Below are 22595 nucleotides of genomic sequence, written 5' to 3'. Positions count from 1 at the left end.
TGTACTTCGCCACCATGTGGACCTACCTGAGCGGGTTCGCCGCCGTCATCTACTTCGCCGCCCCCATCATCTACCTGCTGCTGGGCATCCTGCCGGTGAGCAGCCTGAGCTGGGACTTCTTCATCCGGTTCATCCCGTTCATGGTGGTCAATCAGCTGCTGTTCGCCGTGGCCGGCCGCGGCATCCCCACCTGGCGCGGGCAGCAATACAGCCTTGCCCTGTTCCCCACGTGGATCAAGGCATGCACGACGGCGGCCCGCAACGTCTGGTTCGGCCGTCCCCTCGGGTTCGCCGTCACCCCCAAGGCCCGCCAAAGCGGCGGACCCAGCTGGAGCCTCATCCGGCCCCAGATCGTGGTGTCCGTCCTGCTGGCCGTCGCCGCCGTCGTCGGCATCATCCGCCTGGCCACCGGGCTGGCGGAACCGCTGGGCACCCTGGTCAACGTCGCTTGGGTGGTCTTTGACCTGGTGGTCATGAGCATCCTGGTCCGTGCCGTGCTCTACAAGGGGTACGAACCGGCCGCAGAACCTGCAAACAGAGAGGAATCCTGATGGAGTTCAGTTACGAGGTCAAGGACTCATACGCGGAGGTCAAAGCGGACGGACGGCTGAACATGGTCTCCGCCCCGAAGCTGCGCGAGTTCGTCACCGACGTGATCGCCGGTGGGTCGAACCGGATCGTGGTCAACCTGGAGAACACGGCGTTCATGGACTCCTCGGGCCTTGGCGCGCTGATCGGGTGCCTGAAGGCGGCACGGCAGGCAGGCGGCGACCTCCGGATCGCCGCGGTGCAGCCGCAGGTGAACATGGTCCTGAAGCTGACCAGCATGGACAAGGTCCTCACGGCGTACACCACGGCCGAAGAGGCGTTCGGCAATGACTGAGGTCCTGGCCTCACGCAGCTTCCGGGGGGCGGCCGCCGAGGATGCCATCGAAGCGGTCCACAACGACCTCGACAGCCTGTGGCTGGATGTTCCATTCGTCAACGACATGGACCAGATGACGTTCACCACCGCGGTCATCGAATCTGCGTCCAACATCGTCCAGCACGCCCAGCCCGCCGGTGAACGGGACGTGGAGCTGGGCGTGGAAACCACCGTGCAGCCCGCGCTGCTGCAGGCCCGCGTCAGTGCCTATTACGCCAAGCCGCCGTTCGGTCCGATGGAGGCTTCCACCCCGGACGAGGACGCCGAATCAGGGCGGGGCCTGGCGCTGATCGAAGCGTTGGTTACCACCGTGACGTTTGAACGCCAGGACGGCACCAACACGTGGGTGCTGTCCCGGACGTCCTCCCAGGACTAGGTTCGGGGCCGGCTACGGCCGGGCGGGGAACAGCACCGATACCGCCGCGCCACCGCCTGGTGTGTCACCAATGGCGAGTTCGCCGCCGTGCGCCTGGGCGATGCGCCGGGACGTCGCCAGCCCCAGCCCGGTCCCGGGCCCGTCGCCGGGGCGGTTCAGGCGGACCAACGGCTGGACCGCCCGTTCCCGGTCCGCGGGCAGGATCCCCTTGCCGTTGTCGGCCACCGTAAGGGTGGCGCCTTGGGGTCCTTCGCTGGCGCCGACGGTTATTCGCAGTGCACGGTCGGCGCGGCCATAGTTCAAGGAATTCGCCAACAGGTTCTGCACCAGCGTCCGCAACTGGGCCCGGTCCGCGAAGATTTCCGCGTCCTCGCACGAGATGCCGCTGCCGTAGCCCAGATCCACCCCCAGGTCCTGCGCGGCCTCGGCGGTGACGGCCAGCAGGGATACCCGTTCCGGGCGGATTTCGCCGTCCACCCTGGCATAGGACAGCACCTCTTCCAGCATGCCCAGCATGCGCCGGCCGCCGGTGCCAATCAGGTCCAGGTATTCCGCGGAGGGGTCTGACGGCGTGATTCCGGGATCATCCTGTGCCAGCTCCACATATCCCAGGATGGTGGTCAGTGGAGTGCGAAGGTCATGGCTGACCCGGCCGGCGAATTCGGAGAGCAAATCGTTGCTGCGCCGCAGTTCGGCCAGGGCGTCGTTGAGCTGGAGGGTGCGGTGCTGCAGTTCCAGGAGTTCGACCACCTGGTGGGCCAACACCTCCAGCAGTTCGATCTGCTCCGGAGCAGGGAGTTTCGCCTCATCGGAGTACACGCACAGTGACCCAAGGACCAGTCCCGAGGATGTCTCCAACGGCACGGATGCGTAGAAGCGGACGTCGGCGATGCAGCCGGTGACGAACGGGTTGGCGGCGAACCGGGGATCCCGGGAAGCGTCCCGGACCACCGTGGTGCTGTGGTCGAGGAAGACCACGGCGCACATGGAATCCTCGCGGGCGCAGACCCCGGGGTCGATGCCATACGCAGCAATCTGGACCTGTTCACTGGACGTGATGATGTTGACCACGCTGTAGGGCACCCCGCACAGGGAGGCGGCGAGGCGGACCAGGTTCGCGAGCGCCTCCTGCGCCCCGTCATCAATCAGGCCCGCTGTGTCCCCCGCTGCCAATGGCAGCAGTCCGTAGGCCCGCAGGCCCGCGTCGCGTCCTGCATCCTGATCGGTCAGCACTTGCATAGCCGCCCCGTCCATAATTCCCTTGTGCCCCCAGTATCATCAGCGTGGGCCCGTGGCGCTTCCGCGATCCTACCGGCTGGCCCAAATGGCTGGTGTACGCTCTTGACACGGGCGCCGGCCTGTCCTTAGATATTACGTATGCTGAAATAACAGTTCCATGATGCGGAAGCCGCTCGGACGATCGGCGCCGGGTCAACCGGCATCCGCATAGCCGTCACCATGGATGCCAGCATGACCACCAAGGAATACGCCAGCATGAAGCTTGCCGAATTCAACACCGCGGAGCCCGCCACGGCCCAGGCCACCCTCCGGCCCTGCATCGACGTCACCCGCTGGGTGGAGGCAGTGGCTGCAGCCCGGCCGTTCGCCAGCCGGGACGGGCTCCTGGCGTTCGCCGCGGACGCAGCCAAGCCGTTCACTCCCGCCGAAGTCGAAGCCGCCATGGCCCACCACCCGCGGATCGGGGAACGCCCGACGACGGCCGGCACCGAGGCGTCCATGTCCCGTTCCGAGCAGGCCGGGGTTGACCCGGCAGATACTGAGGCCGCAGAGGCCCTCGCCACGGGGAACCGGGAGTACGAGGAAAAATTCGGCCGGGTCTTCCTGATCCGGGCCGCCGGACGCACCGCACCGGAAATCCTGCAGGCACTGAACCGGCGGCTCGCCAACTCCCCCGAAGAAGAAGACACCATCGTGGCCCAGCAGCTGCGCGAGATTGCCGTGCTGCGGCTTGAAGGACTGATCAGCGAATGAGCGTTTCCCACGTCACCACCCACATCCTTGACACCGGCGCCGGACGCCCGGCGGCGGGGGTCGCCGTCGTCCTTTCAAAGAACGACGCCGGCACCTGGCGCGAGCTGGCGGCCTCCAGCACCGACGCCGACGGCCGGGCAAAGGACCTGGGCCCCGAGCAGCTGGAACCCGGGCAGTACAAACTGAACTTCGCCACGGGAGAGTACTACGCCGGGCTGCAGACAGCCACCTTCTTCCCCGAGGTTGACCTGGTCTTCGAAGTGACCGGCCCTGAGCACTACCACGTCCCCCTGCTCCTGAGCCCGTTTGCCTACTCAACGTACCGCGGGAGCTGACGCGGACGTCAGGGCCGGCGTGTCAAGCACGTAAACCGAATGTCACGGCGGTCACAGTTCCGGCATAGGATCTGAAGGTATGGCTTCGAATAGAGACCCGGAATCCGATACCGACGCCGAGGGCGGCCAGTCCGGCGGGGTGCAATCCGTGGAGCGCGCCCTGACCGTGCTGGAGATCCTGGCCCGGGACGGCCATGCGGGCGTGAGCGAGATCGCCGAGGAAATGGGGATCCATAAGTCCACCGTCTCGAGGCTGATGGGTTCGCTCGTGACCCGCCAGATGGTCCACCAGAACAGCGAGCGGGGCAAGTACCAGCTTGGCTTCGGGATCCTCCGGCTGGCCAGCTCCATTCCCGGGCGGCTGAGCCTGGTCCACGAGGCAAGGCCGGTCCTGGAAAGCCTTGCGGACGAGTTCAAGGAGACCGTCAACCTGGCGGTGCTGCGTTCGAATTACGCCGTTAACGTTGACCAGGCCATGGGCCCCTCGACGCTGGCCACCCACGACTGGGTGGGGAGCCTGACGCCGCTGCACGCCACGTCCAGCGGCAAGGTCCTCCTGGCCGCGCTGGAGGCCGACGACCGGGACCGCATCCTGAAGGAGACCGGCCTGGCCGCCCGGACCGCCCGGACCATCACCAGCCGCAAGGAACTGGACGCTCAGTTGCTCAAAGCAGCGGCCGACGGGTATGCCGTGGTGCGCGAGGAGTTCGAGATCGGCCTGAATGCCGTTGCGGTTCCCGTGCGCAACCACCAGGGAACCGTGATTGGCGCCATCAGTATTTCAGGGCCGGCATTCCGCTTCGACCCGGAGCGGATTCCAGGCCTGCTGGATACATTGAAGGAAGCAGGCCATAAGGTCAGCGCCAACATGGGCTACCACGGCCACTAAGAAAATGGGTGACCCCCGGCTGGACCGGGGGTCATTTTTTATGCAACGGGTCCCTCGCTTCGCCTGGTGAGCAGCGACTCCGCACCCCGTAACACCCTTGACTTTCAAAGTGACGTACAGCACTCTTGTTGCTTAGCGCGAACTCTGTTGATCTTTGCGGAACACCTCCCCATGGGGCCCAATGCCCTGCCACCGCTGGCCAACGGCCAGGCGGCGATTTATCCCCGGATTGCGCTGCCCGATGCCCAGCACTGAACGCAAGCCCATGGACTAGCCAAAGGACCCGCTTTCGTGGCCATTAACAGTGATCTCACCTCCGCCAAGCCAAAAGTGCCGCCTTCCGATGGAATTCCCGCCGAGCCACCGGGCGCCGGCCACGAGGAATCGACAGCCCTTCCCGCCGTCAACGAACACCAGCAGATACTGGAGGAACTGCGGCAGAGTAACAGGGAGCAGGCCGTCTCCCAGCGCGCCGCGACCGGAAGCTGACGCTGGACAAGGCCACGTTCGGCATCACCGGCGCCATCGCCCTCGCCTTCGTGGTGTGGGGATTTGCCGACAAGGACAGCCTGGCCACCACGTCCAAAGACGCCCTGGCCTGGGTCATGGAATACACCGGCTGGCTCTTTATGGTCCTCGCGTCCCTGTTCGTCGTGTTTGTCCTGTGGCTGGCCCTGGGCAAGTTTGGCAACATTCCCTTGGGCAAGGACGGCGAAAAACCCGAGTTCCGCACGGTGTCATGGATCGCCATGATGTTTGCCGCTGGAATGGGCATCGGCCTGATGTTCTACGGGGTGGCCGAGCCGCTGTACCACTTCGTCTCGCCGCCGCCCGGAACCGTTGACGGGCGTACCCCCGCAGCCATCCAGACGGCCATGGCCACCTCCATCTTCCACTGGACCCTGCACCCTTGGGCCATGTATGCAGTGGTGGGCATTGCCATGGCCTACGGCACCTACCGGCTGGGACGCAGGCAACTGATCTCCGCCGCCTTCACCTCTCTGTTCGGCATCAGGACCGTTGAGGGGCCGGTGGGAAAGGTCATCAACATCCTTGCCATCTTCGCTACGCTCTTTGGCACGGCCGCATCACTGGGTCTCGGCGCCCTGCAAATTGGCAGCGGCTTCACGTCGAACGGCTGGACAGGCGAGGTCGGAACACCTGTACTCGTGGCCATCGTGGCGATCCTGACAGCATGCTTTATCGCCTCCGCCGTATCCGGCATCAGCCGCGGAATCCAGTGGCTGTCCAACGTCAACATGGTCCTTGCCGTGGTCCTCGCCGTCATCGTGTTCGTGGCGGGCCCCACTCTCTTCATCCTTAACCTCATCCCCTCGGCGATTGGCGACTACCTGCGCGACCTGGCCGAGATGTCCTCCCGCACCGAGGCCGTCGGCGACGAGGCGCTGCGGACCTGGATGTCCGGCTGGACGATCTTCTACTGGGCCTGGTGGATTTCGTGGACGCCCTTCGTGGGCATGTTCATCGCACGGATCAGCCGCGGCCGGACCATCCGGCAATTCGTCACCGGCGTTCTGCTGGTGCCCAGCCTCGTCAGTGTCATCTGGTTCGGCATCTTCGGAGGGACGGCCTTCCACATCCAGCAGGAAGCCGACAAAGCCGGTACGCCGGGCCTGATGACCGTCACCGACGGCAAAGCAACCATCGATTTTGATGGGGCCTTGTTCAACCTGGTGAAGAATCTCCCCCTGCCGGGGTGGATGATTGCGGCCGTGATCGTCCTGGCCATGGTCCTGGTTGCAATCTTCTTCATTACCGGCGCCGACTCCGCCTCCCTGATCATGGCGTCGCTGAGCTCCAACGGCAGCTCCGAACCCAAACGTGCCCTGGTCATCTTCTGGGGTGCCCTCACCGGCGCCGTGGCCGCCGTCATGCTTTTGGCCGGCGGCGACCAACCCTCCGAAGCATTGTCGGGCCTGCAGCGGATCACCATCGTCGCGGCCCTGCCCTTTGTCATCGTGATGCTGCTGCTCTGCTTCGCCCTCACCAAGGACCTGCGCAGAGACCCCCTTTCCCTGCGCCGCCGGCTGGCGGACTCTGTGGTGGAGCGGGCTATCCGGACCGGAGTGGAGCAACACCGGGGCGCGCAGTTCGACTTTGTGACAAAGCACGAGTGCCCGGACGGATGCGCCGACGGCCAGCCGTGCCAAGGCAAGGGGCCGGATCTGGAGAAGGCAGCCGCACCGTAGGGAAACACCCGGATTTGGCCCCGGCGCAGCATGCGCCGGGGCCAATCCTTCACTGGCCCTGCTGGTGGGGCTCTGCGGCCACCAAGAAGCTAGGCGTTAAAGAGCGCCTCGCGCATCGCCTGCTCGAAGCCACTCACGTGGACCTTGGCAAGCTCGGAAGCCCGCTCCTCGTCTCCGTCGATAACGGCCCGGAGCAGATCGAGGTGTTCGCGCACGTGGTGCGACAGGTCCGGAAGGCGGTCGATCACCATGCACCAGATCCGCGTTGCCAGGTTGTCGTACCGGATCAGGATGTCCTCCAGGTGCGGGTTGGCGGCGGCGGCATAGATGCCTTGGTGCACCCGGGCATCCAGCTGCAGCGTCTCGGTTACGGTGGCCGCGGCAACGTCGAATTCCTCGACCTTCTCGAGCGTGGCCCGCAACCCGTCCCGGACCGCAGGGGAGGCCACCCGTGCGGCCCGGGCGGCCGCAAGGGGCTCAAGCTGGGCACGGATCTCCGAGATGAAGGAAAGGTCCGTCACGTCCACCCGGGTGGCGAAAGTGCCCCGCCGCGGGTAGGTCTTCACCAGCCGGTCCAGCTCCAGCCGCTTCAGGGCTTCGCGCACCGGAGTCCGCCCCATGCCCAAGTTTTTGGCAAGGAGTTCGTCGTTGAGCAGCTCGCCGGGTTTGATTTCCAGCATAAGCAACCAGTCGCGGATGCTCTCATAGGCGACGTCCGCCAGTGATTTCCTGCCGGCGTCGTCCGCCACCGCCAAAGCTTCGATCGCCATGCTGAGCCCCTTCTTCGCAACCTGGAAAAAACTATTGACCTCGCCTATGGACCAGTATACGCTGGCATCCAATCTAATATATCAGTCCGCAGCTTTTGAATATATCTAGAAGAAGGAGGAGGGACATGACCCTCATCGAAACAGCTTCAGCAACCGCCACCCTGCCGGCGCTCAAGGAAGAGCAGACGCAGAAGTTCGTGCTGACCCTGTCCTGCCGTGAGCAGGCCGGAATTGTGCAGGCCGTGACCACGTTCCTCTTCGAACGTGGCTTCAACATCGACGAACACCAGCAGTTCGACGACAGCCTGCGCGAGACGCTCCACCTGCGCACAGCGTTCTCCGGCTCCCCCAGCTACACGCCGGCGATGCTCGAAGAAGAGTTCGCCGGCATCGCCAGCCGCTTCGACATGAAGGCCAGCTTCCACGGCCAAACCCCCAAGCGCGTCCTGGTCATGGTGTCCAAGTTCGGCCACTGCCTGAACGACCTCATCTTCCGGTGGCGCGGCGGCAGCCTCGGCGCAGAGCTGGTGGCGGTGGTTTCCAACCACGAAACCCACCGCGCCATGGCGGAAGCCGCAGGGCTGCCTTTCATCTACATCCCCGTCACCCCGGACACGAAGGCCGACGCCGAGCGCCGGCTCCTGGAGCTGGTGGATGAGTTCAACGCCGACCTCGTGGTCCTGGCCCGCTACATGCAGGTGCTCTCAAATGACCTGTGCCGCGCCCTGGAGGGCCGAGCCATCAACATCCACCACTCGTTCCTCCCCGGTTTCAAGGGCGCACGCCCCTACCACCAGGCCTACGACCGCGGCGTAAAACTGGTGGGTGCCACCGCCCACTACGTCACGGCGGACCTGGATGAGGGTCCAATCATCGAGCAGGAAGTCATCCGCGTGGACCACACCTATGGTCCGGCGCAACTGTCCACCGTGGGCCAGGACGCCGAAGCGCTGGCCCTCTCCCGCGCCGTCCGCTGGCACTGCCAGCACCGTGTGCTGCTGGACCAGACCAGCACCGTGGTGTTCCGGTGAGCACCGGCCCTTACCCAGGCACAATCCGTAAAGCAGCAGGAGAGACTACCTTGGAATCGTCGCCACGCATTGTCATTATCGGAGCCGGCATCGTCGGCACCAACCTCGCGGATGAACTCGTCACGCGGGGCTGGAACAACATCACCGTCCTGGACCAGGGGCCCCTCACCATGCCCGGCGGCTCCACCTCGCACGCCCCGGGACTGGTCTTCCAGACCAATCCCTCCAAGTCCATGGCCCTGTTCGCCAAGTACACCGTGGAAAAGTTGCTGTCCCTGACCGAGGACGGCACCAGCTGCTTCAACCAGGTGGGCGGCCTGGAAGTTGCCACCACCGAAACCCGCCTCTCGGACCTGAAGCGCAAGCTCGGTTACGCCTCCGCCTGGGGCATCGACGGCCGGATCCTCTCCCCGGCGGAGTGCAAGGAACTGTACCCCCTCATTAACGAGGAGGAGATCCTGGGTGGCCTGCACGTCCCCAGCGACGGCCTGGCCAGCGCGGCGCGGGCCGTGCAGCTGCTGATCAAGCGCACCGAGGCTGCCGGCGTGAAGTACCAAGGCAACACCACCGTCACCGGCATCGAACAGTCCGGCCGCCGCGTCACTGGCGTCCAGACCTCCGACGGGGTGGTCCCGGCAGACATCGTGGTCTCCTGCGCCGGCTTCTGGGGTGCAAAGATCGGCGAAATGATCGGCATGACCGTCCCGCTGCTCCCGCTGGCCCACCAGTACGTCAAGACCACCCCGGTCCCGGATCAGAAGGGCAAGAACGAGCTGCCCAACGGCGCATCGCTGCCCATCCTGCGCCACCAGGACCAGGACCTCTACTACCGCGAGCACGGGGACCGGTACGGCATCGGTTCCTACGCCCACAAGCCCATGCCCGTGGACCTTGACGAACTCGGCACCTTCAGGCCGGACGAAATCAGCGAGCACAACATGCCGTCGCGGCTGGACTTCACGGTGGAGGACTTCCTCCCCGCCTGGGAGGCCACCAAACAGCTGCTCCCCGCCCTGCGCCAAAGCGAAATCGAAGACGGCTTTAACGGCATCTTCTCCTTTACCCCTGACGGCGGCTCCCTCGTTGGCGAGTCCAGGGAACTCGACGGCTTCTTCGTTGCCGAAGCCGTCTGGGTGACCCACTCCGCCGGCATCGCGCGCGCTGTGGCCGAACTCCTGGTGGACGGCAAATCCTCCATCGACCTGGGCGACTGCGACATCCACCGCTTCGAGGACGTTCAGTTGACGCCCGAATACGTCAGCGAAACCTCGCAGCAGAACTTCGTGGAGATCTACGACGTCCTGCACCCGCTGCAACCCAAGCTCTCCCCGCGCAACCTGCGCGTTTCCCCCTTCCACGCCCGGCACAAGGAACTGGGCGGCTACTTCCTCGAAGGCGCCGGCTGGGAACGGCCCTACTGGTTCGAGGCCAACGCCGAACTGCTCAAAGAAATGCCCGCCGACTGGCAGCCCCCGGCACGCGATGCCTGGTCCGGGATGTTCAGCTCCCCCATCGCCGCGGCCGAGGCCTGGAAGACGCGCACCGCCGTCGCCATGTACGACATGACTCCGCTGAAGCGCCTCGAAATCTCCGGCCCCGGCGCCCTGAAGCTGCTCCAGGAACTCACCACCGCCGAGCTGAACAAGAAACCCGGGGCGGTCACCTACACGCTGCTGCTTGACCATGCCGGCGGCATCCGCAGCGACATCACCGTGGCCCGCCTGTCCGAGGACACCTTCCAGCTGGGCGCCAACGGCAACATCGACACCGCCTACTTCGAACGCGCCGCCCGGCACCAGACCGAAGGCGGCGGCGCCGGCGATTGGGTCCAGGTCCGCGACACCACCGGCGGCACCTGCTGCATCGGCCTGTGGGGTCCGCTGGCACGCGACCTGGTCAGCACCGTCAGCAGCGACGACTTCTCCAACGACGGCCTGAAATACTTCCGTGCCAAGAAGGTGGTTATCGGCGGCGTGCCGGTCACCGCCATGCGCCTGTCCTACGTCGGTGAACTGGGCTGGGAGCTGTACACCAGCGCCGACAACGGCCAGCGGCTCTGGGATGCACTGTGGAAGGCGGGCCGGCCGTTCGGCGTCATCGCAGCCGGGCGGGCAGCGTTCAGCTCGCTCCGCCTGGAAAAGGGCTACCGTTCCTGGGGCACGGACATGACCACCGAGCACGACCCCTTCGAGGCCGGCCTGGGCTTCGCGGTGAAGATGGCCAAGGACAACTTCGTCGGGAAGGCTGCCCTGGAAGGCCGCACCGAAGAGAACTCAGCGCGGCACCTGCGCTGCCTGACGGTCGACGACGGCCGCAGCCTGGTGCTTGGCAAGGAACCGGTGTTCTACAAGGACCAGGCAGTTGGCTACGTGACCAGCGCCGCCTACGGCTACTCGGTCAGGAAACCGATCGCCTACTCCTACCTGCCCGCCGACGTTTCGATCGGCGATTCCGTGGAGATCGAATACTTCGGGCGCCGGATCGTCGCCACGGTCACGCAGGACCCCCTGTACGACCCCACCATGACCCGGCTCCGCGGGTAGGGCCATGATCAGCTCGGAGTCAATCGGCAGCTACCTCACTAGGCTGGCCGCCAAGCAGCCGACGCCTGGCGGCGGTGCTGCCGCGGCGCTGCACGCGGCCCAGGGTGCAGCGTTGGTGGCCATGGTGGCGCGCTACACCACCGGCGCCAAGTATGAGCCGCACGCACCCCTGGTGCAGCGCATTACGGCGGCAGCCGACGGCCTTATCGACGAAGCGCTGCACCTGGCCGAGGCGGACGAAGTGGCCTTCCAGGCAGTCATCGATTCCTACAAACTGCCGTCCGGCACGGCTGAGCTCAAGGCCGCCCGCGCAGCCGTGATCCAGTCAGCACTCATCCAGGCGGCTGAAACACCCGCCCGGCTGGTCACGTTGTCCGGCGAGATCGTGGACCTGGCCACGGAGCTGTACGACATCGCCAACGCCAACGTCATCAGCGACGTGGCGGCGGCCGCAGATGCCGCCAGGGCAGCCGCCACTACTGCACGCGTGAACATCGACATCAACGTTGTGGCAGTCAAGGACCCGGAGGCACGCGCCCGGCTTGCGCGGCAGACGGACGGCATTGAGGAAAAGGTGGTCTTGGCGGCAGATGCCCTCTCGGCCCGCGTGCGCGAAAGGATCCTTGGTTGAGCACCACAGTACTTTCCGGGAAGCCGTTGGCCGGTTTGTTCCACCAGGAGGTCCAGGCACAGGTCAGGTCGCTGGAAGTTGAGGGCGTCCGCCCGGTCGTGGCAGTGGTCATGGCAACCGGCGACGAATCAACGCATTGGTACGTCCGTTCCATCGAGCGGGCAGCAGAGCGCGCCGGAGTCGGCTGCCGGATCATCGACCTGGGACACGACGCAACGGAGCCGGTCCTGGCCGGCGTCCTGCGGGACCTCAGCGCCGAACCCTCCGTCAACGGCATCATCCTGCAAACACCCCTGCCTACGGGAGTCCGGACCGATAACCTGGTGGGCCTCATCGCCCCGGAAAAGGACATTGACGGCGCCAATCCACTGAGCCTGGGACGCCTTGCCGTCGGCCAGCCGGCCTTTGCACCGGCTACCGCGCGCTCCGTCGTCGAAATCCTGGAGCATTACCGGATTCCGCTGGCGGGCAAGGGCGTTGTGGTGGTGGGCCGGTCCGCCGTGGTGGGCAAACCATTGTCCCTCCTGCTGCTGGCACGCGACGCCGCCGTGACGGTCTGCCATTCCAGGTCCGGGCCGCTGGCGCGCTATACGACGGATGCCGATGTGGTGGTGGTCGCCGCCGGCCGCGCCGGACTGCTGGGAGGCAGCGACGTCTCCTCCCAAACAGTGGTGGTCGACGTCGGCACGAACGTCCTTCCCGACGGCTCGCTGGTGGGTGACGTAGACGAAGCCAGCGTCACCGGGACAGCAGCAGCGCTCACTCCGGTTCCCGGCGGCGTGGGCTCAGTGACCACGGTTTTGCTGCTCCTTCACACCGTAGAGGCCGCACGCAGGCAAGTGTCATCCCCGCCGCTGGCGCCCGAGGCCCCGGAGCTCGAGGTCCTGGACGCCGCAGGCTAGGAACGCCACAGCGTTGGCAACGGGCGTCCCGTTCTCCGTGAAAGGTGCTTCGATGGGCCTAAGACCTGGGGAGGTATTCCTCATCGAAGCACCGTTTTCGGAAAACGGGACCCCGCAACAGCCGTGCCCGGAGCGCGCAACAGGAACGCTTACGGGCTACGTCTTTCTCAGGACACACTCTTGACATTGGGTGTGAGCTAGCGCACGATTTTGTTGCATACAGCGAACGTTGTTGATCATCACGGAACGTAACTCTCCTGGATATGCTCCTCCCGCCCTTCCGAGGCCACCCGCGATGGCATGGAAGCAGCCGGACAGAATTTATGAAGGCCGATCCGAGGGGGAGCCCGGCCCGCAACTCGGCCGCACACGCTGCCGCATCCACGCGGCAGCGCCAGATCACTAAAGGAAACTGTTTATGACTATCAAAGGTGCCAGCACCATCGATCAAAGCAGTGCCGAAGGGACCAGCTCGAAGTTCAAACGCCGCTTCATGGTGCGGCTCGTCGCTGTCTTCATCGGCGGGATGTTCCTCGACGGCTACATCCTCGGAATCATCGGACCCGTCACCGGCCCCATGCGGTCAGACCTCCAGCTCGACGCACTGTCCCTGGGCATGATCGCCGCAGGCCCGCTGGCCGGTATCTTCGTCGGCTCCCCGCTGGCCGGCTGGGCTACTGACAAGTTCGGACGCAAGCCCATGTTCCTCGTGGACATGGGCCTGTTCCTGGTTGCCTCAGCGGCCCAGTTCTTCGTAACCTCCGGAGACGGTGCCGTGATCCAGCTGGCCATCATCCGGTTCATGATGGGTGTCGCGATCGGCGGCGAGTACTCGATTGGCGGCCCCTTGTTGTCGGAGTTCTCTCCTCCAAAGCTCCGCGGGCGGTTGCTCGGGCTGACCCTGATCGCCTGGTACGTCGGTTTCATGATGGCATTCATCATCGGCACGCTCCTGCACGAGGCCGGCACCCCCTGGCGCCTCGTCATCGGGACGAGCACCATCCTCGCGTTCGTCCTGTTCCTCGCCCGCATCGGCCTCCCCGAATCGCCAAGCTGGCTCATCACCAAGGGACGGCGTGACGAAGCACTGGCGATCGCCCACAAGTATGTCGAATCGCCGCAGATGCACGACAGCATCACCGAAGAGATCGACCTGCGGATGATCCAGGAGGCGCAGGCCGCAAAGGGCAGGACCAAAATCAAGAACGCCTCCTTCGGAATGCTGTTCTCGAAGGAACACTGGCGCGCCACCGTCTTCACTTCCGGTTTTTGGTTCTGCGCGGTCACTCCGTACTTCGCGATCGCGACCTTCGCCGACGACGTGCTCACGCAGTTCGGCTTCGGCGGCGGCTGGGCCGGTGGAGTGGGCTTGTCCGCCCTTGCGGCCGCGGGTGTCGTCACCAGCGTGCTTCTGATTGACAGGCTCGGCCGCCGGATCCTCACCGTGCCCGGGCAGTGGCTCTGCGCAGGCATCCTGCTGGTCATCGGGGTCTGGGCTGACGCGCCGGCGATCCTGGTGCTGGCCCTGTTCCTCGCCTTCTCCTTCTTCAATGCCGGCTACACCACCTTGACCCAGGTCTATCCGGCCGAGGTATTCCCCGGCGACCTGCGCGGCATAGGCATGGGCTTCGCCGCGGCCTTCAGCCGCATCGGAGCCGCACTCGGCACCTTCGCCCTGCCGTGGGCGATCAGCAACATCGGCATGGGCCCAAGCATGGTCGTGGCAGCCGCCGTCGCATTACTCGGCGCAATACTCTCGCAATGGCTCGCGCCTGAGACGAAGGGGCGCACCCTCGCCGAGATCTCATCCAACTTCTCGCACTGACACCGGGCAACCGGCCGCAACCCACAGGAGGCCTTCGCCGCACCAGCGGCGGAGGCCTCCGTCATGCCCGCCCTTCCCGGAGCCAGCCTGGACCCGCTGAAACAGTGGCGGCAGCCGCAGCAACAATGCCGGAAACCCTTGACATTCCTTGTGAGCTACGCCACCGTGTTGCATATAGTGCTGCGCGTTGCTTATAGCGAAGCGCGGAGCCACGCACCAACCAGGAGAACCACGAACCATGAGCGCATCACCCCGCGTCGTCATCATCGGAGCCGGCATTGTCGGCACCAACCTCGCCGACGAGCTGGCAAGCCGCGGCTGGAATGACATCACCGTCGTCGAACAGGGCCCGCTGGAGCTGGCAGGCGGCTCCACGTCGCACGCTCCGGGCCTCGTATTCCAGAACAACCCGTCCAGGACCATGACGGAATTCGCGACCTACACCGTCAACAAGCTGCTCGCCCTGGGCAAGGATGGCCAGTCCTGCTTCAACCAGGTGGGCGGCCTTGAACTGGCAACGACTCCGGAGCGCCTGGCTGACCTCAAACGCAAGATGGGCGTGATGACCTCCTGGGGCGTCGAAAGCCGGATCGTGGATGCCGACGAGTGCGAAAAGATCTACCCCCTGCTGACCACGGGGAAGCTCAGCGGCGGCCGGGAAGTCCTGGGCGGCCTGCTCATCCCCACCGACGGCCTCGCCCTGGCGGCCCGCGCCGTCCAGCTGCTGATCGAGCGCACGCGCGAACACGGCGTCACCTACCGCGGGTCCACCACCGTCACCGGCATCGCCCGTGAGGGCGGCAAGGTCACCGGCGTCGAGACCTCCGCCGGACTCATTCCTGCCGATATCGTGGTGTCCTGCGCAGGGTTCTGGGGCCGTGAGCTCGGCAAGATGGTGGGCCTGGAGGTGCCGCTGCTGCCGCTGGCCCACCAGTACGCGGTCACCACGCCTCTCGCCGAACTTGAGGGCGTCAACGAGCTTCCCAACGGCGCCGGCAAGCCCATCCTTCGCTACCAGGACAAGGACCTGTACTACCGCGAATGGGGCGACCGCATCGGCATCGGCAGCTACGCCCACCGGCCGATGCCGGTGGACATGTCCGCACTGCCGAAGGTCCCGGCCGGGGAGATGTCCGACCACCGCATGCCCTCCCGGCTGGACTTCACCCTGGAAGACTTCGTTCCCGCGTGGGAGGACAGCCAGGACCTGCTGCCGGCACTGCGCAGCACCGAAATCCAGGATGGCTTCAACGGCATCTTCTCCTTTACCCCCGACGGCGGCCCGCTCATGGGCGAAGCACCGGACCTCGAAGGCTTCTTCGTGGCCGAAGCCGTGTGGGTCACGCACTCCGCCGGCGTTGCGAAGGCCATGGCAGAGCTGATCATCGACGGCCAGCCGCAGACAGACCTGCACGGCTGCGAACTGACCCGTTTCGAGAAGGTGCAGACCTCGGACGCCTACGTCAGCGAAACCTCGCAACAGAACTTCGTGGAGATCTACGATGTCATGCACCCGCTGCAGCCGCGTGAATCCCCGCGCGACCTGCGGGTCAGCCCCTTCAACGTCCGCCAAAAGGAGCTGGGCGCGTTCTTCCTGGAATCCGCCGGCTGGGAACGCCCGCACTGGTTCGAAGCCAACCGCGCGCTCCTCGAAGAACTCCCGGCCGAATGGCAGACCCCGGAGCGGGACTCCTGGTCCGCAATGTTCCACTCCCCCATCTCCGCCGCCGAAGCGTGGAAGACGCGCACCGCCGTCGGACTTTACGACATGACGCCGCTGAAGCGCCTCTCCGTCGCCGGCCCGGGCGCGAAGGCACTCCTGCACCGGCTCAGCACGGGCAACATCGCCAAGAAGCCGGGTGCCGTGACCTATTGCCTGTTGCTGGCGGACGACGGCGGCATCCGCAGTGACGTGACCGTGGCCAGGCTGGCGGAGGAAGAGTTCCAGTTGGGCGTCAACAGCAACGTTGACTTCGACTACCTCCGGGTGGAAGCCCGCCGGCAGTCCGCCGCCGACCCCGGCCAGTGGGTCCACGTCACCGACATCACCGGCAGCACCTGCTGCATCGGCCTGTGGGGTCCCCTGGCCCGCGAAGTGATTGGCAAGGTCAGCACCGACGACCTCACCAATGACGGCCTGAAGTATTTCCGGACTAAGGAAATCTCGGTGGGCGGCATCCCCGTCACGGCCATGCGGCTCTCCTACGTCGGCGAACTCGGCTGGGAGCTCTACACCACCGCCGAGTACGGTTTGAAGCTCTGGGACCTGCTGTTCGAGGCGGGCCAGGAGCACGGCATCATCGCTGCCGGCCGCGGCGCCTTCAACAGCATGCGCCTTGAGAAGGGCTACCGGCTGTGGGGCACGGACATGACGTCCGAGCACCACCCGTACCAAGCGGGCCTCGGTTTCTCCGTGGCCAAGGACAAGACCGGATTCGTGGGCGCCAAGGCCCTGGCGTCGCTCCGCGAGCAGCCTGCGGCGAAGATGCTGCGCTGCCTGACGGTCGACGACGGCACGTCAGTGGTGCTGGGCAAGGAACCGGTGTACGTGGCCGGGGAAGCCGCTGGTTACGTCACGAGCGCGGCGTATGGCTTCACCATCGGCAAGCCCCTTGCCTACGCCTGGCTGCCCTCGTCGGTGTCCGAGGGGGACGCCGTGGAGATCGAGTACTTCGGCCGGCGCGTAGCCGCCACCGTCAGCGCCGAGCCGCTCTTTGACCCGGGCATGGAGCGCCTCCGCGGCTGATCTGCCCATCCACCACAAAGGTGGTTGGGCCTGCTTGAGACCTGCAGGCCCAACCACCTCTTTTGTTGCCCGCGGAGCGCGCGCTGTTCCACCCCGGCATGCCAACGGCGGCACCCCTGCTGAGCGGGGCGCCGCCGTTGGAACCTTGCCGTTCTTCACAAACGGGAACCGCGCATCAGTTGTTGAGGTAGCCGTTCGGGTCCAGGACGTACTTCGTTGCCGCGCCGGCGTCGAACTCCGCGTACCCGCGCGGGGCGTCGTCGAGCGAAATGGCCTTGGCGTTGACCGCCTTGGCGATCTGGATCCGGTCATGGAGGATGGCCATCATCAGCTGCCGGTTGTACTTCATCACCGGGCATTGGCCCGTGGTGAAGGACAGGGACTTCGCCCAACCGGTTCCCAGGGACAGGGACAGGCTGCCCTTCCGTGCGGCTTCATCCGCGGCTCCCGGGTCCCCCGTGACGTAGAGGCCGGGGATACCCACAGAGCCGCCGGCGGTGGTGAGGTCCATCAGCGAGTTCAGCACGGTGGCAGGTGCTTCCTGGGCGCCGGGGCCGTGGCCGCGTGCCTCGAAGCCGACGGCGTCGATGCCGGAGTCGACCTCCCGGACGCCGAGGATCTGCTCGATCTGGTCTGCCGGGTCGCCGTTGGCCACATTGACGGTTTCGCAGCCAAAGGACCGGGCCTGGGCCAGGCGGTCTTCGTTGAGGTCGCCCACGATGACCACCGCAGCTCCCAGCAGTTGGGCGCTGGCGGCCGCGGCAAGCCCGACGGGGCCGGCACCGGCAACGTAGACGGTGGACCCGACGCCGACGCCTGCCGTGACTGCGCCGTGGAAGCCGGTGGGGAGGATGTCGGAAAGCATGGTCAGGTCCATGATCTTTTCCAGGGCCTGGTCCCGGTCCGGGAACCGCAACAGGTTCCAATCGGCGTAGGGAACCAGGACGTATTCCGCCTGCCCACCCACCCAACCGCCCATATCGACATAACCGTAGGCAGAGCCGGCACGGTCCGGGTTCACGTTCAGGCAGATCCCGGTCTTGCGCTCCTTGCAGTTCCGGCAGCGCCCGCAAGAGATATTGAACGGGACGGAGACGATGTCCCCCACCTTGATGAATTCGACGTCGGGTCCGGTCTCAATGACTTCGCCGGTGATTTCGTGGCCCAGGACGAGGCCGGCAGGGGCCGTCGTCCGGCCGCGGACCATGTGCTGGTCCGAGCCGCAGATGTTGGTGCTCACGGTGCGCACGATGACCCCGTGCGGCACCTTCCGGCCGACGTTGGCGGGATTGACACCGGGGCCGGCCTTCAGTTCAAACGACGGATACGGGGTATCGATGACCTCGACAACCCCGGGCTCCTTGTACGCAACGGCTTTGTTACCTGACATGGGCGTGGCTCCTATGGTTAGGGTTCAATTGCCACGGAAGGCCTGACGCCGGCAGCATCAGACCTTCCGTGTGGTTATGACTTTCACCTGCGGTGAAACGTGGGACGGCGCGCGGTGCCGGCGGCTCAGGGAAGCGGCTAAGCGTCGATCACCATGTCGGTGCGCGCGGTGGAGCAGCAGGGAAGGAACTTGCCGGCATCGATTTCCCGTTTGCGGATTCCACCCTGGTGGTTCATGTCGATCTCCCCGGACAGCTTGACCACTTTGCAGGAGCCGCACATGCCCTCCTTGCAGTTGGCGCCGATCCGGACACCGGCCCGCTGGGCCACACCCAGGATGGGTTCCTGCGGGTCGATCCGCACATTGATTCCGGTGCGCATGAAAGACAGGGTGAGGCTGCCAGTTCCCACGGTGTCGAAGCTTGACGCATCCGGGGTGGCGGCTTCGGTTGCGGCTTCGGCGGCTTCCGCGGAGGCGGCTTCCGCGGAGGCCGGGGCTGCAGCTTCCAGCGCCAGCCCCGTGGCCTGCAGGGTTCCATCCTCGTCGTAGCCGGGCTCATAGATCCCGAACGCCGCCGGCTGGCCCTCGAAGTAGTCCTCGGCGGACTCCGCGATCTCGTCGGCGATTTCCTCGGCGATGTCCGCCGCCAGGGCGAGCTCGGCCTGGTATTCGAGGAGGGTCTGCCGGTCGCCGGAGAAGAACTCCATGTAGATGGAGGTATCGTCGACGCCCACGTTCTTGAGCAGTTCAGTGGCGGTGTTCAAGTACCCCTCGGGTCCGCAGGCGTACACCTGCCGGCCGTTGGCGTCCGGCGCCACCTCGTCGATCATGGCCGCCGTCAGCCGTCCGGTGAAGCCCTCCCAGTCCTCGGGCCTGCCGCGGTCGCCCAGGGCGTAGAAGACCTTGACGCGCGAGTCCACCGACGCGATGTAGGCCAATTCCCGGTGGAAGGCGAAGCCGCCGGCTTCCGCGCCGTGGTAAAGCACCACCACATCGGCGGTTCCGGGCAACGAGTGGATGGTGCGCAGCATCGACATGATGGGGGTGATGCCTGCGCCGGCGGCCAGGAAGAGGTACCGTGCCCGCCGATCGGCGTCAGGCAGGTGGAATGCCCCGACAGGTCCCAGCATGTCCAGGACAGTTCCGGGCCTGACGTTCCCGTGCACCCACGGGGAAACCAGTCCGCCCGGGTCGCGCTTGACGGTGACGCTGAAAGTCCACGGTTCCGTGGGTGAACTGGACAGCGAGTAGCTGCGGTCCACCGGTTCCTGGTCCTCGCCGTTCACGGGGAAAGCGATATTCACGTACTGGCCCGCGCGGAACGCCAGGGGCGCACCGTCGCAGCGGCGGAAGACGAAGGTCATCATGCCGCCGGCTTCGGGAACGGTTTCGACGCATTCGGCCATGAACTCCTGCGGATGCCACGGGCCCAGCGCCTTGGCTGCACTGGCCGGGCCTTCCATGCTGCCCATCACCCTGTTCCACGGCATTTCAAGGCCGCGGATGCGCTGTGGTTCCCGGACCGGCGCCTGAGTGAGGACGTCAATCATGCCAAGTGCTCCTGCACGCGCTGGACGTACCAATTGATGAAGGCCTCCACCTGGTATTCGCTCTTCATGTAAGGGCCGGGCTCGTACGCGGGGCTGGCAGCACCCTGCTGGCACAGCTCAACGAACGCCTTGTCCTGCAGGTTGGTCTGCTTCCAGGTGTAGGTGAGCTTTTCGAGGTCGTAGTCAACGCCTTCCTCGGCGTCGTCAGCCACCAGCCAGGTGGTGCGGACCAAGGACTGGTGCTCGTTGATGGGGAAAACCCCGAACGTGATGACGTGGTCACCCAGGAAGTGGAACCAGCTGTTGGGCTGCAAGTGCATCGAGCAGCGGCCCAGGCGGAAGTCCCGAAGGTCGCCGAGCAGCTTCTTGGAGAGCCTGCGGCCGTCTGCGGAGAACGATTCGCCTTCGCCGTCCAGGGATTCGCGCGAGATGCGGATACCGGCAATGCGGGTGTCGAGTTCCTCCACCACCTCGTAGGGCAGGCCGTAGCGGCGGCACCGCTCCTCGAGGGAGGACTGGGCTTCCTTGTTGCGGTCCCATACTTCCTCGAGGTGGGTCGGGATCAGACCCTCGGTCAGGCCCCACGTGGGGAACAGCGAGCAGGCGAGTTCCGGGTGCCCGTCGCAGTGGTAGCACTCACGGTTGTTCTCCATGACGAGCTTCCAGTTGCCTTCTTCGATGATGTTCTGCTGGTAGGCAATCTTGGTCTTGGACAGGTCGTGGGGCGCGAGGTAGGGCTCGAAAATCTTGGCGGTTTCGTCGAAGTCTGCGGGTGGCTCGTCAGCAATGCAGACGAAAATGAGCCCGGCAACCTCGCGGCTGTGGGCGCGCTTGAGGGCAAAGCAGTTCTTGTCGAACTTGGCTTCGCCGGGGGCGGATGCGTGGATCAGGTTGCCCTCGGGGGAGTACGTCCAGGAGTGGTAGCCGCAGACCAGGTTTCCGGTGGAACCGGCGGCTTCGGTCAGGACGCGGGCACCGCGGTGGCGGCAGACGTTGTGCAGGACATTGACGCCGCCCTCGTCGGTGCGCAGCACGATCAGGGAGTAGGGTCCGTAGTCGACCGTGATGTAGTCGCCCGGCTCCGGCAACTCGGCAACGCTGCCGGCAAAGATCCAGTGCTGGCCGAAGATGGCTTCCATGTCGAGCTTGAAGATTGTCGGGTCAGTGTAGAACGGGGCATCAAGGGAGTAGCCGGTGCGCCGCAAAGCAAACAACTCGGTAATTTCGGCCAGCTGCTCGGCAGGCAATGTTGAGGCGAGCTTTCCGCGTGCGCTGAGGGGCGCATTCACTGAGGTAGTCATGTGTTTCCTCCCGATAGGGCTGGGCATGGGGCGATTTGGGGGTGGATACGGAGCAGGTGGGGCACAAGGGGTGTTCAAGACGTTCTGTCAACGAATGTGGGGAGGTTCATCAGCAACAGAAGCGACAACTCCGGAATGAAACTGAAGCGCCTAACGCAACAACGATCACCATATGCAACAGTGTGACTCCAGCCACGCTCACTGTCAATCAATTTCGGATATGACGAAAAAGCATGGTCGATGCCACGGAGGACTGCCATCCCCGAACGTAAAGAATCCCGGACCGGAACCCATGTTTAGCTGCCCCCCACTGCCGGGGAGAGGCCCGGCAGTCGTCTGGATGTCGTACCCCCTTGTCATGATGGGTTATGGGGAAATCGGCGGTGGTGAGGGCGTTTGGGGAGATCCGGGCTGCCCTGGCTGTGCTGAATGCCGAGGTGGACGGGTCGGTTTGGAGCCGTTTTCTGCGGCCGATCCGTTGGCTGGTGTGGCGGCTGGTTGCCTGGACATTCTGGCCGGTGCCCGGGAGGTCGAGGCCGCACTGGCGGGGTGGAACCGGCTCACGGCGACCGCCCGTAGCCTGCAGGGCCCCGGCGAGGGCAGGACCTGACCCAGCTCCGGGCCGACACCTTCGCCGACGCGATCCTCACCAACGGCACCGGCGCCGGCGACACCCGTGCAAGCGGCAGCGGCGGTTTGGCCGAGGGTGCAAGTGGCAGCTCCACCGAACGTGTGGGTGCAGGCGGCAGCTCCAGCGAACGTGTGGGCGCTGTCCGGGACCGTGTGCCGTCGCCGGTCCGGGCGCAGGTGCTGGTGACGGTTCCGGTGTTTTCGCTGCTGGGCCTGACGGACGAGCCGGCGGTACTGGACGGGTATGGGCCGATTCCGCCGTCCATGGCACGCCAACTTGTCGCAAACGGGGCGGGATCGTTTTACCGGGTGTTGGTGGATCCGCGGGCCCTGGACAACGATGCCGATCACATCCTCGCCGGGCCAAGGGCGGCACCACCGGAATCACCAACCTGGGACAACCGTGCCCCAAACACCACAAACTCCGCCACACCACCGGATGGAAACCAACACCCGCCAGCGAAAACGAACCACCCGGCTGGACCTCACCCACAGGCCGCCATTACCAAAGCGAACACCAGGACTGGGAACCGCCACGATGGCCCGGCC

At 65.4% G+C, this 22595-nt stretch carries 16 protein-coding genes and 3 pseudogenes; 14 read left to right on the top strand and 5 right to left on the bottom strand.

The window, feature by feature from the left end; all coding sequences use genetic code 11:
* The 3 genes and pseudogenes from QRM96_RS16680 to QRM96_RS16670 all read left to right on the top strand — a co-directional run.
* Positions 1-551: pseudogene (locus QRM96_RS16680) on the top strand (cellulose synthase); the annotation flags it as partial.
* A complete protein-coding gene (locus QRM96_RS16675) occupies positions 551-883 on the top strand; it encodes an STAS domain-containing protein (RefSeq protein WP_018760853.1) in 333 nt (110 codons plus the stop codon). The pseudogene QRM96_RS16680 and the gene QRM96_RS16675, both read left to right, overlap by 1 nt.
* Positions 876-1301, top strand: coding sequence for an ATP-binding protein (locus QRM96_RS16670; protein WP_018760852.1), 426 nt, complete (start codon positions 876-878; stop codon positions 1299-1301). Before QRM96_RS16675 ends, QRM96_RS16670 begins: the two co-directional genes overlap by 8 nt.
* Before the next feature lie 12 nt (positions 1302-1313).
* Here QRM96_RS16670 and QRM96_RS16665 read toward each other — a convergent pair whose 3' ends face one another.
* Entirely contained in the window at positions 1314-2540 is a 1227-nt protein-coding gene (locus QRM96_RS16665) for a GAF domain-containing sensor histidine kinase (protein ID WP_285320297.1), read from the bottom strand.
* A 255-nt stretch (positions 2541-2795) separates the two neighbouring features.
* Here QRM96_RS16665 and uraD point away from each other — a divergent pair, with 255 nt between their 5' ends.
* The 4 genes and pseudogenes from uraD to QRM96_RS16645 all read left to right on the top strand — a co-directional run bounded on the left by uraD (position 2796) and on the right by QRM96_RS16645 (position 6727).
* Positions 2796-3293 carry a 2-oxo-4-hydroxy-4-carboxy-5-ureidoimidazoline decarboxylase gene (gene uraD / locus QRM96_RS16660; RefSeq protein ID WP_285320307.1) on the top strand — a complete coding sequence of 166 codons (498 nt, stop codon included), beginning with the start codon at positions 2796-2798 and terminating at the stop codon, positions 3291-3293.
* The gene (gene uraH / locus QRM96_RS16655; protein ID WP_018760849.1) at positions 3290-3628 is read left to right on the top strand and encodes a hydroxyisourate hydrolase; all 339 of its coding nucleotides are present in this window, start codon (positions 3290-3292) and stop codon (positions 3626-3628) included. Before uraD ends, uraH begins: the two co-directional genes overlap by 4 nt.
* Positions 3629-3707: 79 nt before the next feature.
* A complete protein-coding gene (locus QRM96_RS16650; protein ID WP_133831847.1) occupies positions 3708-4517 on the top strand; it encodes an IclR family transcriptional regulator in 810 nt (269 codons plus the stop codon).
* A gap of 291 nt (positions 4518-4808) precedes the next feature.
* A pseudogene (locus tag QRM96_RS16645) lies at positions 4809-6727 on the top strand (BCCT family transporter).
* An 89-nt stretch (positions 6728-6816) separates the two neighbouring features.
* Here the strand turns inward: QRM96_RS16645 and QRM96_RS16640 are convergent.
* Complete coding sequence (locus QRM96_RS16640) at positions 6817-7497, bottom strand: GntR family transcriptional regulator (protein ID WP_285320296.1); 681 nt, start codon at positions 7495-7497, stop codon at positions 6817-6819.
* A 125-nt stretch (positions 7498-7622) separates the two neighbouring features.
* Between QRM96_RS16640 and purU the strand changes: the two genes are divergently transcribed.
* The 6 genes from purU (at position 7623) to QRM96_RS16610 (ending at position 17175) form a co-directional block, all read left to right on the top strand.
* Positions 7623-8528, top strand: a complete 906-nt coding sequence (purU, locus tag QRM96_RS16635; RefSeq protein WP_133831849.1) for a formyltetrahydrofolate deformylase — start codon at positions 7623-7625, stop codon at positions 8526-8528.
* A 50-nt stretch (positions 8529-8578) separates the two neighbouring features.
* The gene (locus QRM96_RS16630) at positions 8579-11071 is read left to right on the top strand and encodes a GcvT family protein (RefSeq protein WP_285320295.1); all 2493 of its coding nucleotides are present in this window, start codon (positions 8579-8581) and stop codon (positions 11069-11071) included.
* A 4-nt stretch (positions 11072-11075) separates the two neighbouring features.
* Positions 11076-11702: a cyclodeaminase/cyclohydrolase family protein gene (locus tag QRM96_RS16625; protein WP_285320294.1), complete on the top strand. Its 627-nt coding sequence runs from the start codon at positions 11076-11078 to the stop codon at positions 11700-11702.
* Entirely contained in the window at positions 11699-12604 is a 906-nt protein-coding gene (locus QRM96_RS16620; protein ID WP_285320293.1) for a bifunctional 5,10-methylenetetrahydrofolate dehydrogenase/5,10-methenyltetrahydrofolate cyclohydrolase, read from the top strand. The genes QRM96_RS16625 and QRM96_RS16620 overlap by 4 nt, the downstream gene beginning before the upstream one ends.
* 418 nt (positions 12605-13022) lie before the next feature.
* Entirely contained in the window at positions 13023-14429 is a 1407-nt protein-coding gene (locus tag QRM96_RS16615) for an MFS transporter (protein ID WP_285320292.1), read from the top strand.
* 238 nt (positions 14430-14667) lie between these two features.
* Positions 14668-17175, top strand: a complete 2508-nt coding sequence (locus QRM96_RS16610) for a GcvT family protein (protein WP_285320291.1) — start codon at positions 14668-14670, stop codon at positions 17173-17175.
* Positions 17176-17350: 175 nt separating this feature from the next.
* Here the strand turns inward: QRM96_RS16610 and fdhA are convergent, their stop codons facing one another.
* From fdhA to QRM96_RS16595, 3 genes are all read right to left on the bottom strand, one after another.
* A complete protein-coding gene (gene fdhA, locus QRM96_RS16605) occupies positions 17351-18565 on the bottom strand; it encodes a formaldehyde dehydrogenase, glutathione-independent (RefSeq protein WP_285320290.1) in 1215 nt (404 codons plus the stop codon).
* 137 nt (positions 18566-18702) lie between these two features.
* Positions 18703-20115 (bottom strand): ferredoxin reductase, encoded by a 1413-nt coding sequence (locus QRM96_RS16600; RefSeq protein WP_018760838.1) that lies wholly within the window; start codon positions 20113-20115, stop codon positions 18703-18705.
* Positions 20112-21416, bottom strand: coding sequence for an aromatic ring-hydroxylating oxygenase subunit alpha (locus tag QRM96_RS16595; RefSeq protein WP_018760837.1), 1305 nt, complete (start codon positions 21414-21416; stop codon positions 20112-20114). The genes QRM96_RS16600 and QRM96_RS16595 overlap by 4 nt, the downstream gene beginning before the upstream one ends.
* A 532-nt stretch (positions 21417-21948) precedes the next feature.
* Here QRM96_RS16595 and QRM96_RS21065 point away from each other — a divergent pair.
* Positions 21949-22591: pseudogene (locus QRM96_RS21065) on the top strand (HNH endonuclease signature motif containing protein); the annotation flags it as partial.
* Positions 22592-22595: the final 4 nt, after the last annotated feature.

This window comes from Pseudarthrobacter sp. lyk4-40-TYG-27, from assembly GCF_030209295.1.
Classification (GTDB): domain Bacteria; phylum Actinomycetota; class Actinomycetes; order Actinomycetales; family Micrococcaceae; genus Arthrobacter.
This window is presented reverse-complemented; position numbering and strand designations above follow the sequence as displayed.

Bases quoted from the DNA above. Each gene is read 5' to 3' on its own strand.
- QRM96_RS16640 (WP_285320296.1), bottom strand. From the start codon at position 7,497: ATGGCGATCGAAGCTTTGGCGGTGGCGGACGACGCCGGCAGGAAATCA.
- QRM96_RS16665 (WP_285320297.1), bottom strand. From the start codon at position 2,540: ATGCAAGTGCTGACCGATCAGGATGCAGGACGCGACGCGGGCCTGCGG.
- QRM96_RS16595 (WP_018760837.1), bottom strand. From the start codon at position 21,416: ATGACTACCTCAGTGAATGCGCCCCTCAGCGCACGCGGAAAGCTCGCC.
- uraH (WP_018760849.1), top strand. From the start codon at position 3,290: ATGAGCGTTTCCCACGTCACCACCCACATCCTTGACACCGGCGCCGGA.
- QRM96_RS16600 (WP_018760838.1), bottom strand. From the start codon at position 20,115: ATGATTGACGTCCTCACTCAGGCGCCGGTCCGGGAACCACAGCGCATC.
- QRM96_RS16670 (WP_018760852.1), top strand. From the start codon at position 876: ATGACTGAGGTCCTGGCCTCACGCAGCTTCCGGGGGGCGGCCGCCGAG.
- purU (WP_133831849.1), top strand. From the start codon at position 7,623: ATGACCCTCATCGAAACAGCTTCAGCAACCGCCACCCTGCCGGCGCTC.
- fdhA (WP_285320290.1), bottom strand. From the start codon at position 18,565: ATGTCAGGTAACAAAGCCGTTGCGTACAAGGAGCCCGGGGTTGTCGAG.
- QRM96_RS16650 (WP_133831847.1), top strand. From the start codon at position 3,708: ATGGCTTCGAATAGAGACCCGGAATCCGATACCGACGCCGAGGGCGGC.
- QRM96_RS16625 (WP_285320294.1), top strand. From the start codon at position 11,076: ATGATCAGCTCGGAGTCAATCGGCAGCTACCTCACTAGGCTGGCCGCC.
- QRM96_RS16610 (WP_285320291.1), top strand. From the start codon at position 14,668: ATGAGCGCATCACCCCGCGTCGTCATCATCGGAGCCGGCATTGTCGGC.
- QRM96_RS16675 (WP_018760853.1), top strand. From the start codon at position 551: ATGGAGTTCAGTTACGAGGTCAAGGACTCATACGCGGAGGTCAAAGCG.
- uraD (WP_285320307.1), top strand. From the start codon at position 2,796: ATGAAGCTTGCCGAATTCAACACCGCGGAGCCCGCCACGGCCCAGGCC.
- QRM96_RS16615 (WP_285320292.1), top strand. From the start codon at position 13,023: ATGACTATCAAAGGTGCCAGCACCATCGATCAAAGCAGTGCCGAAGGG.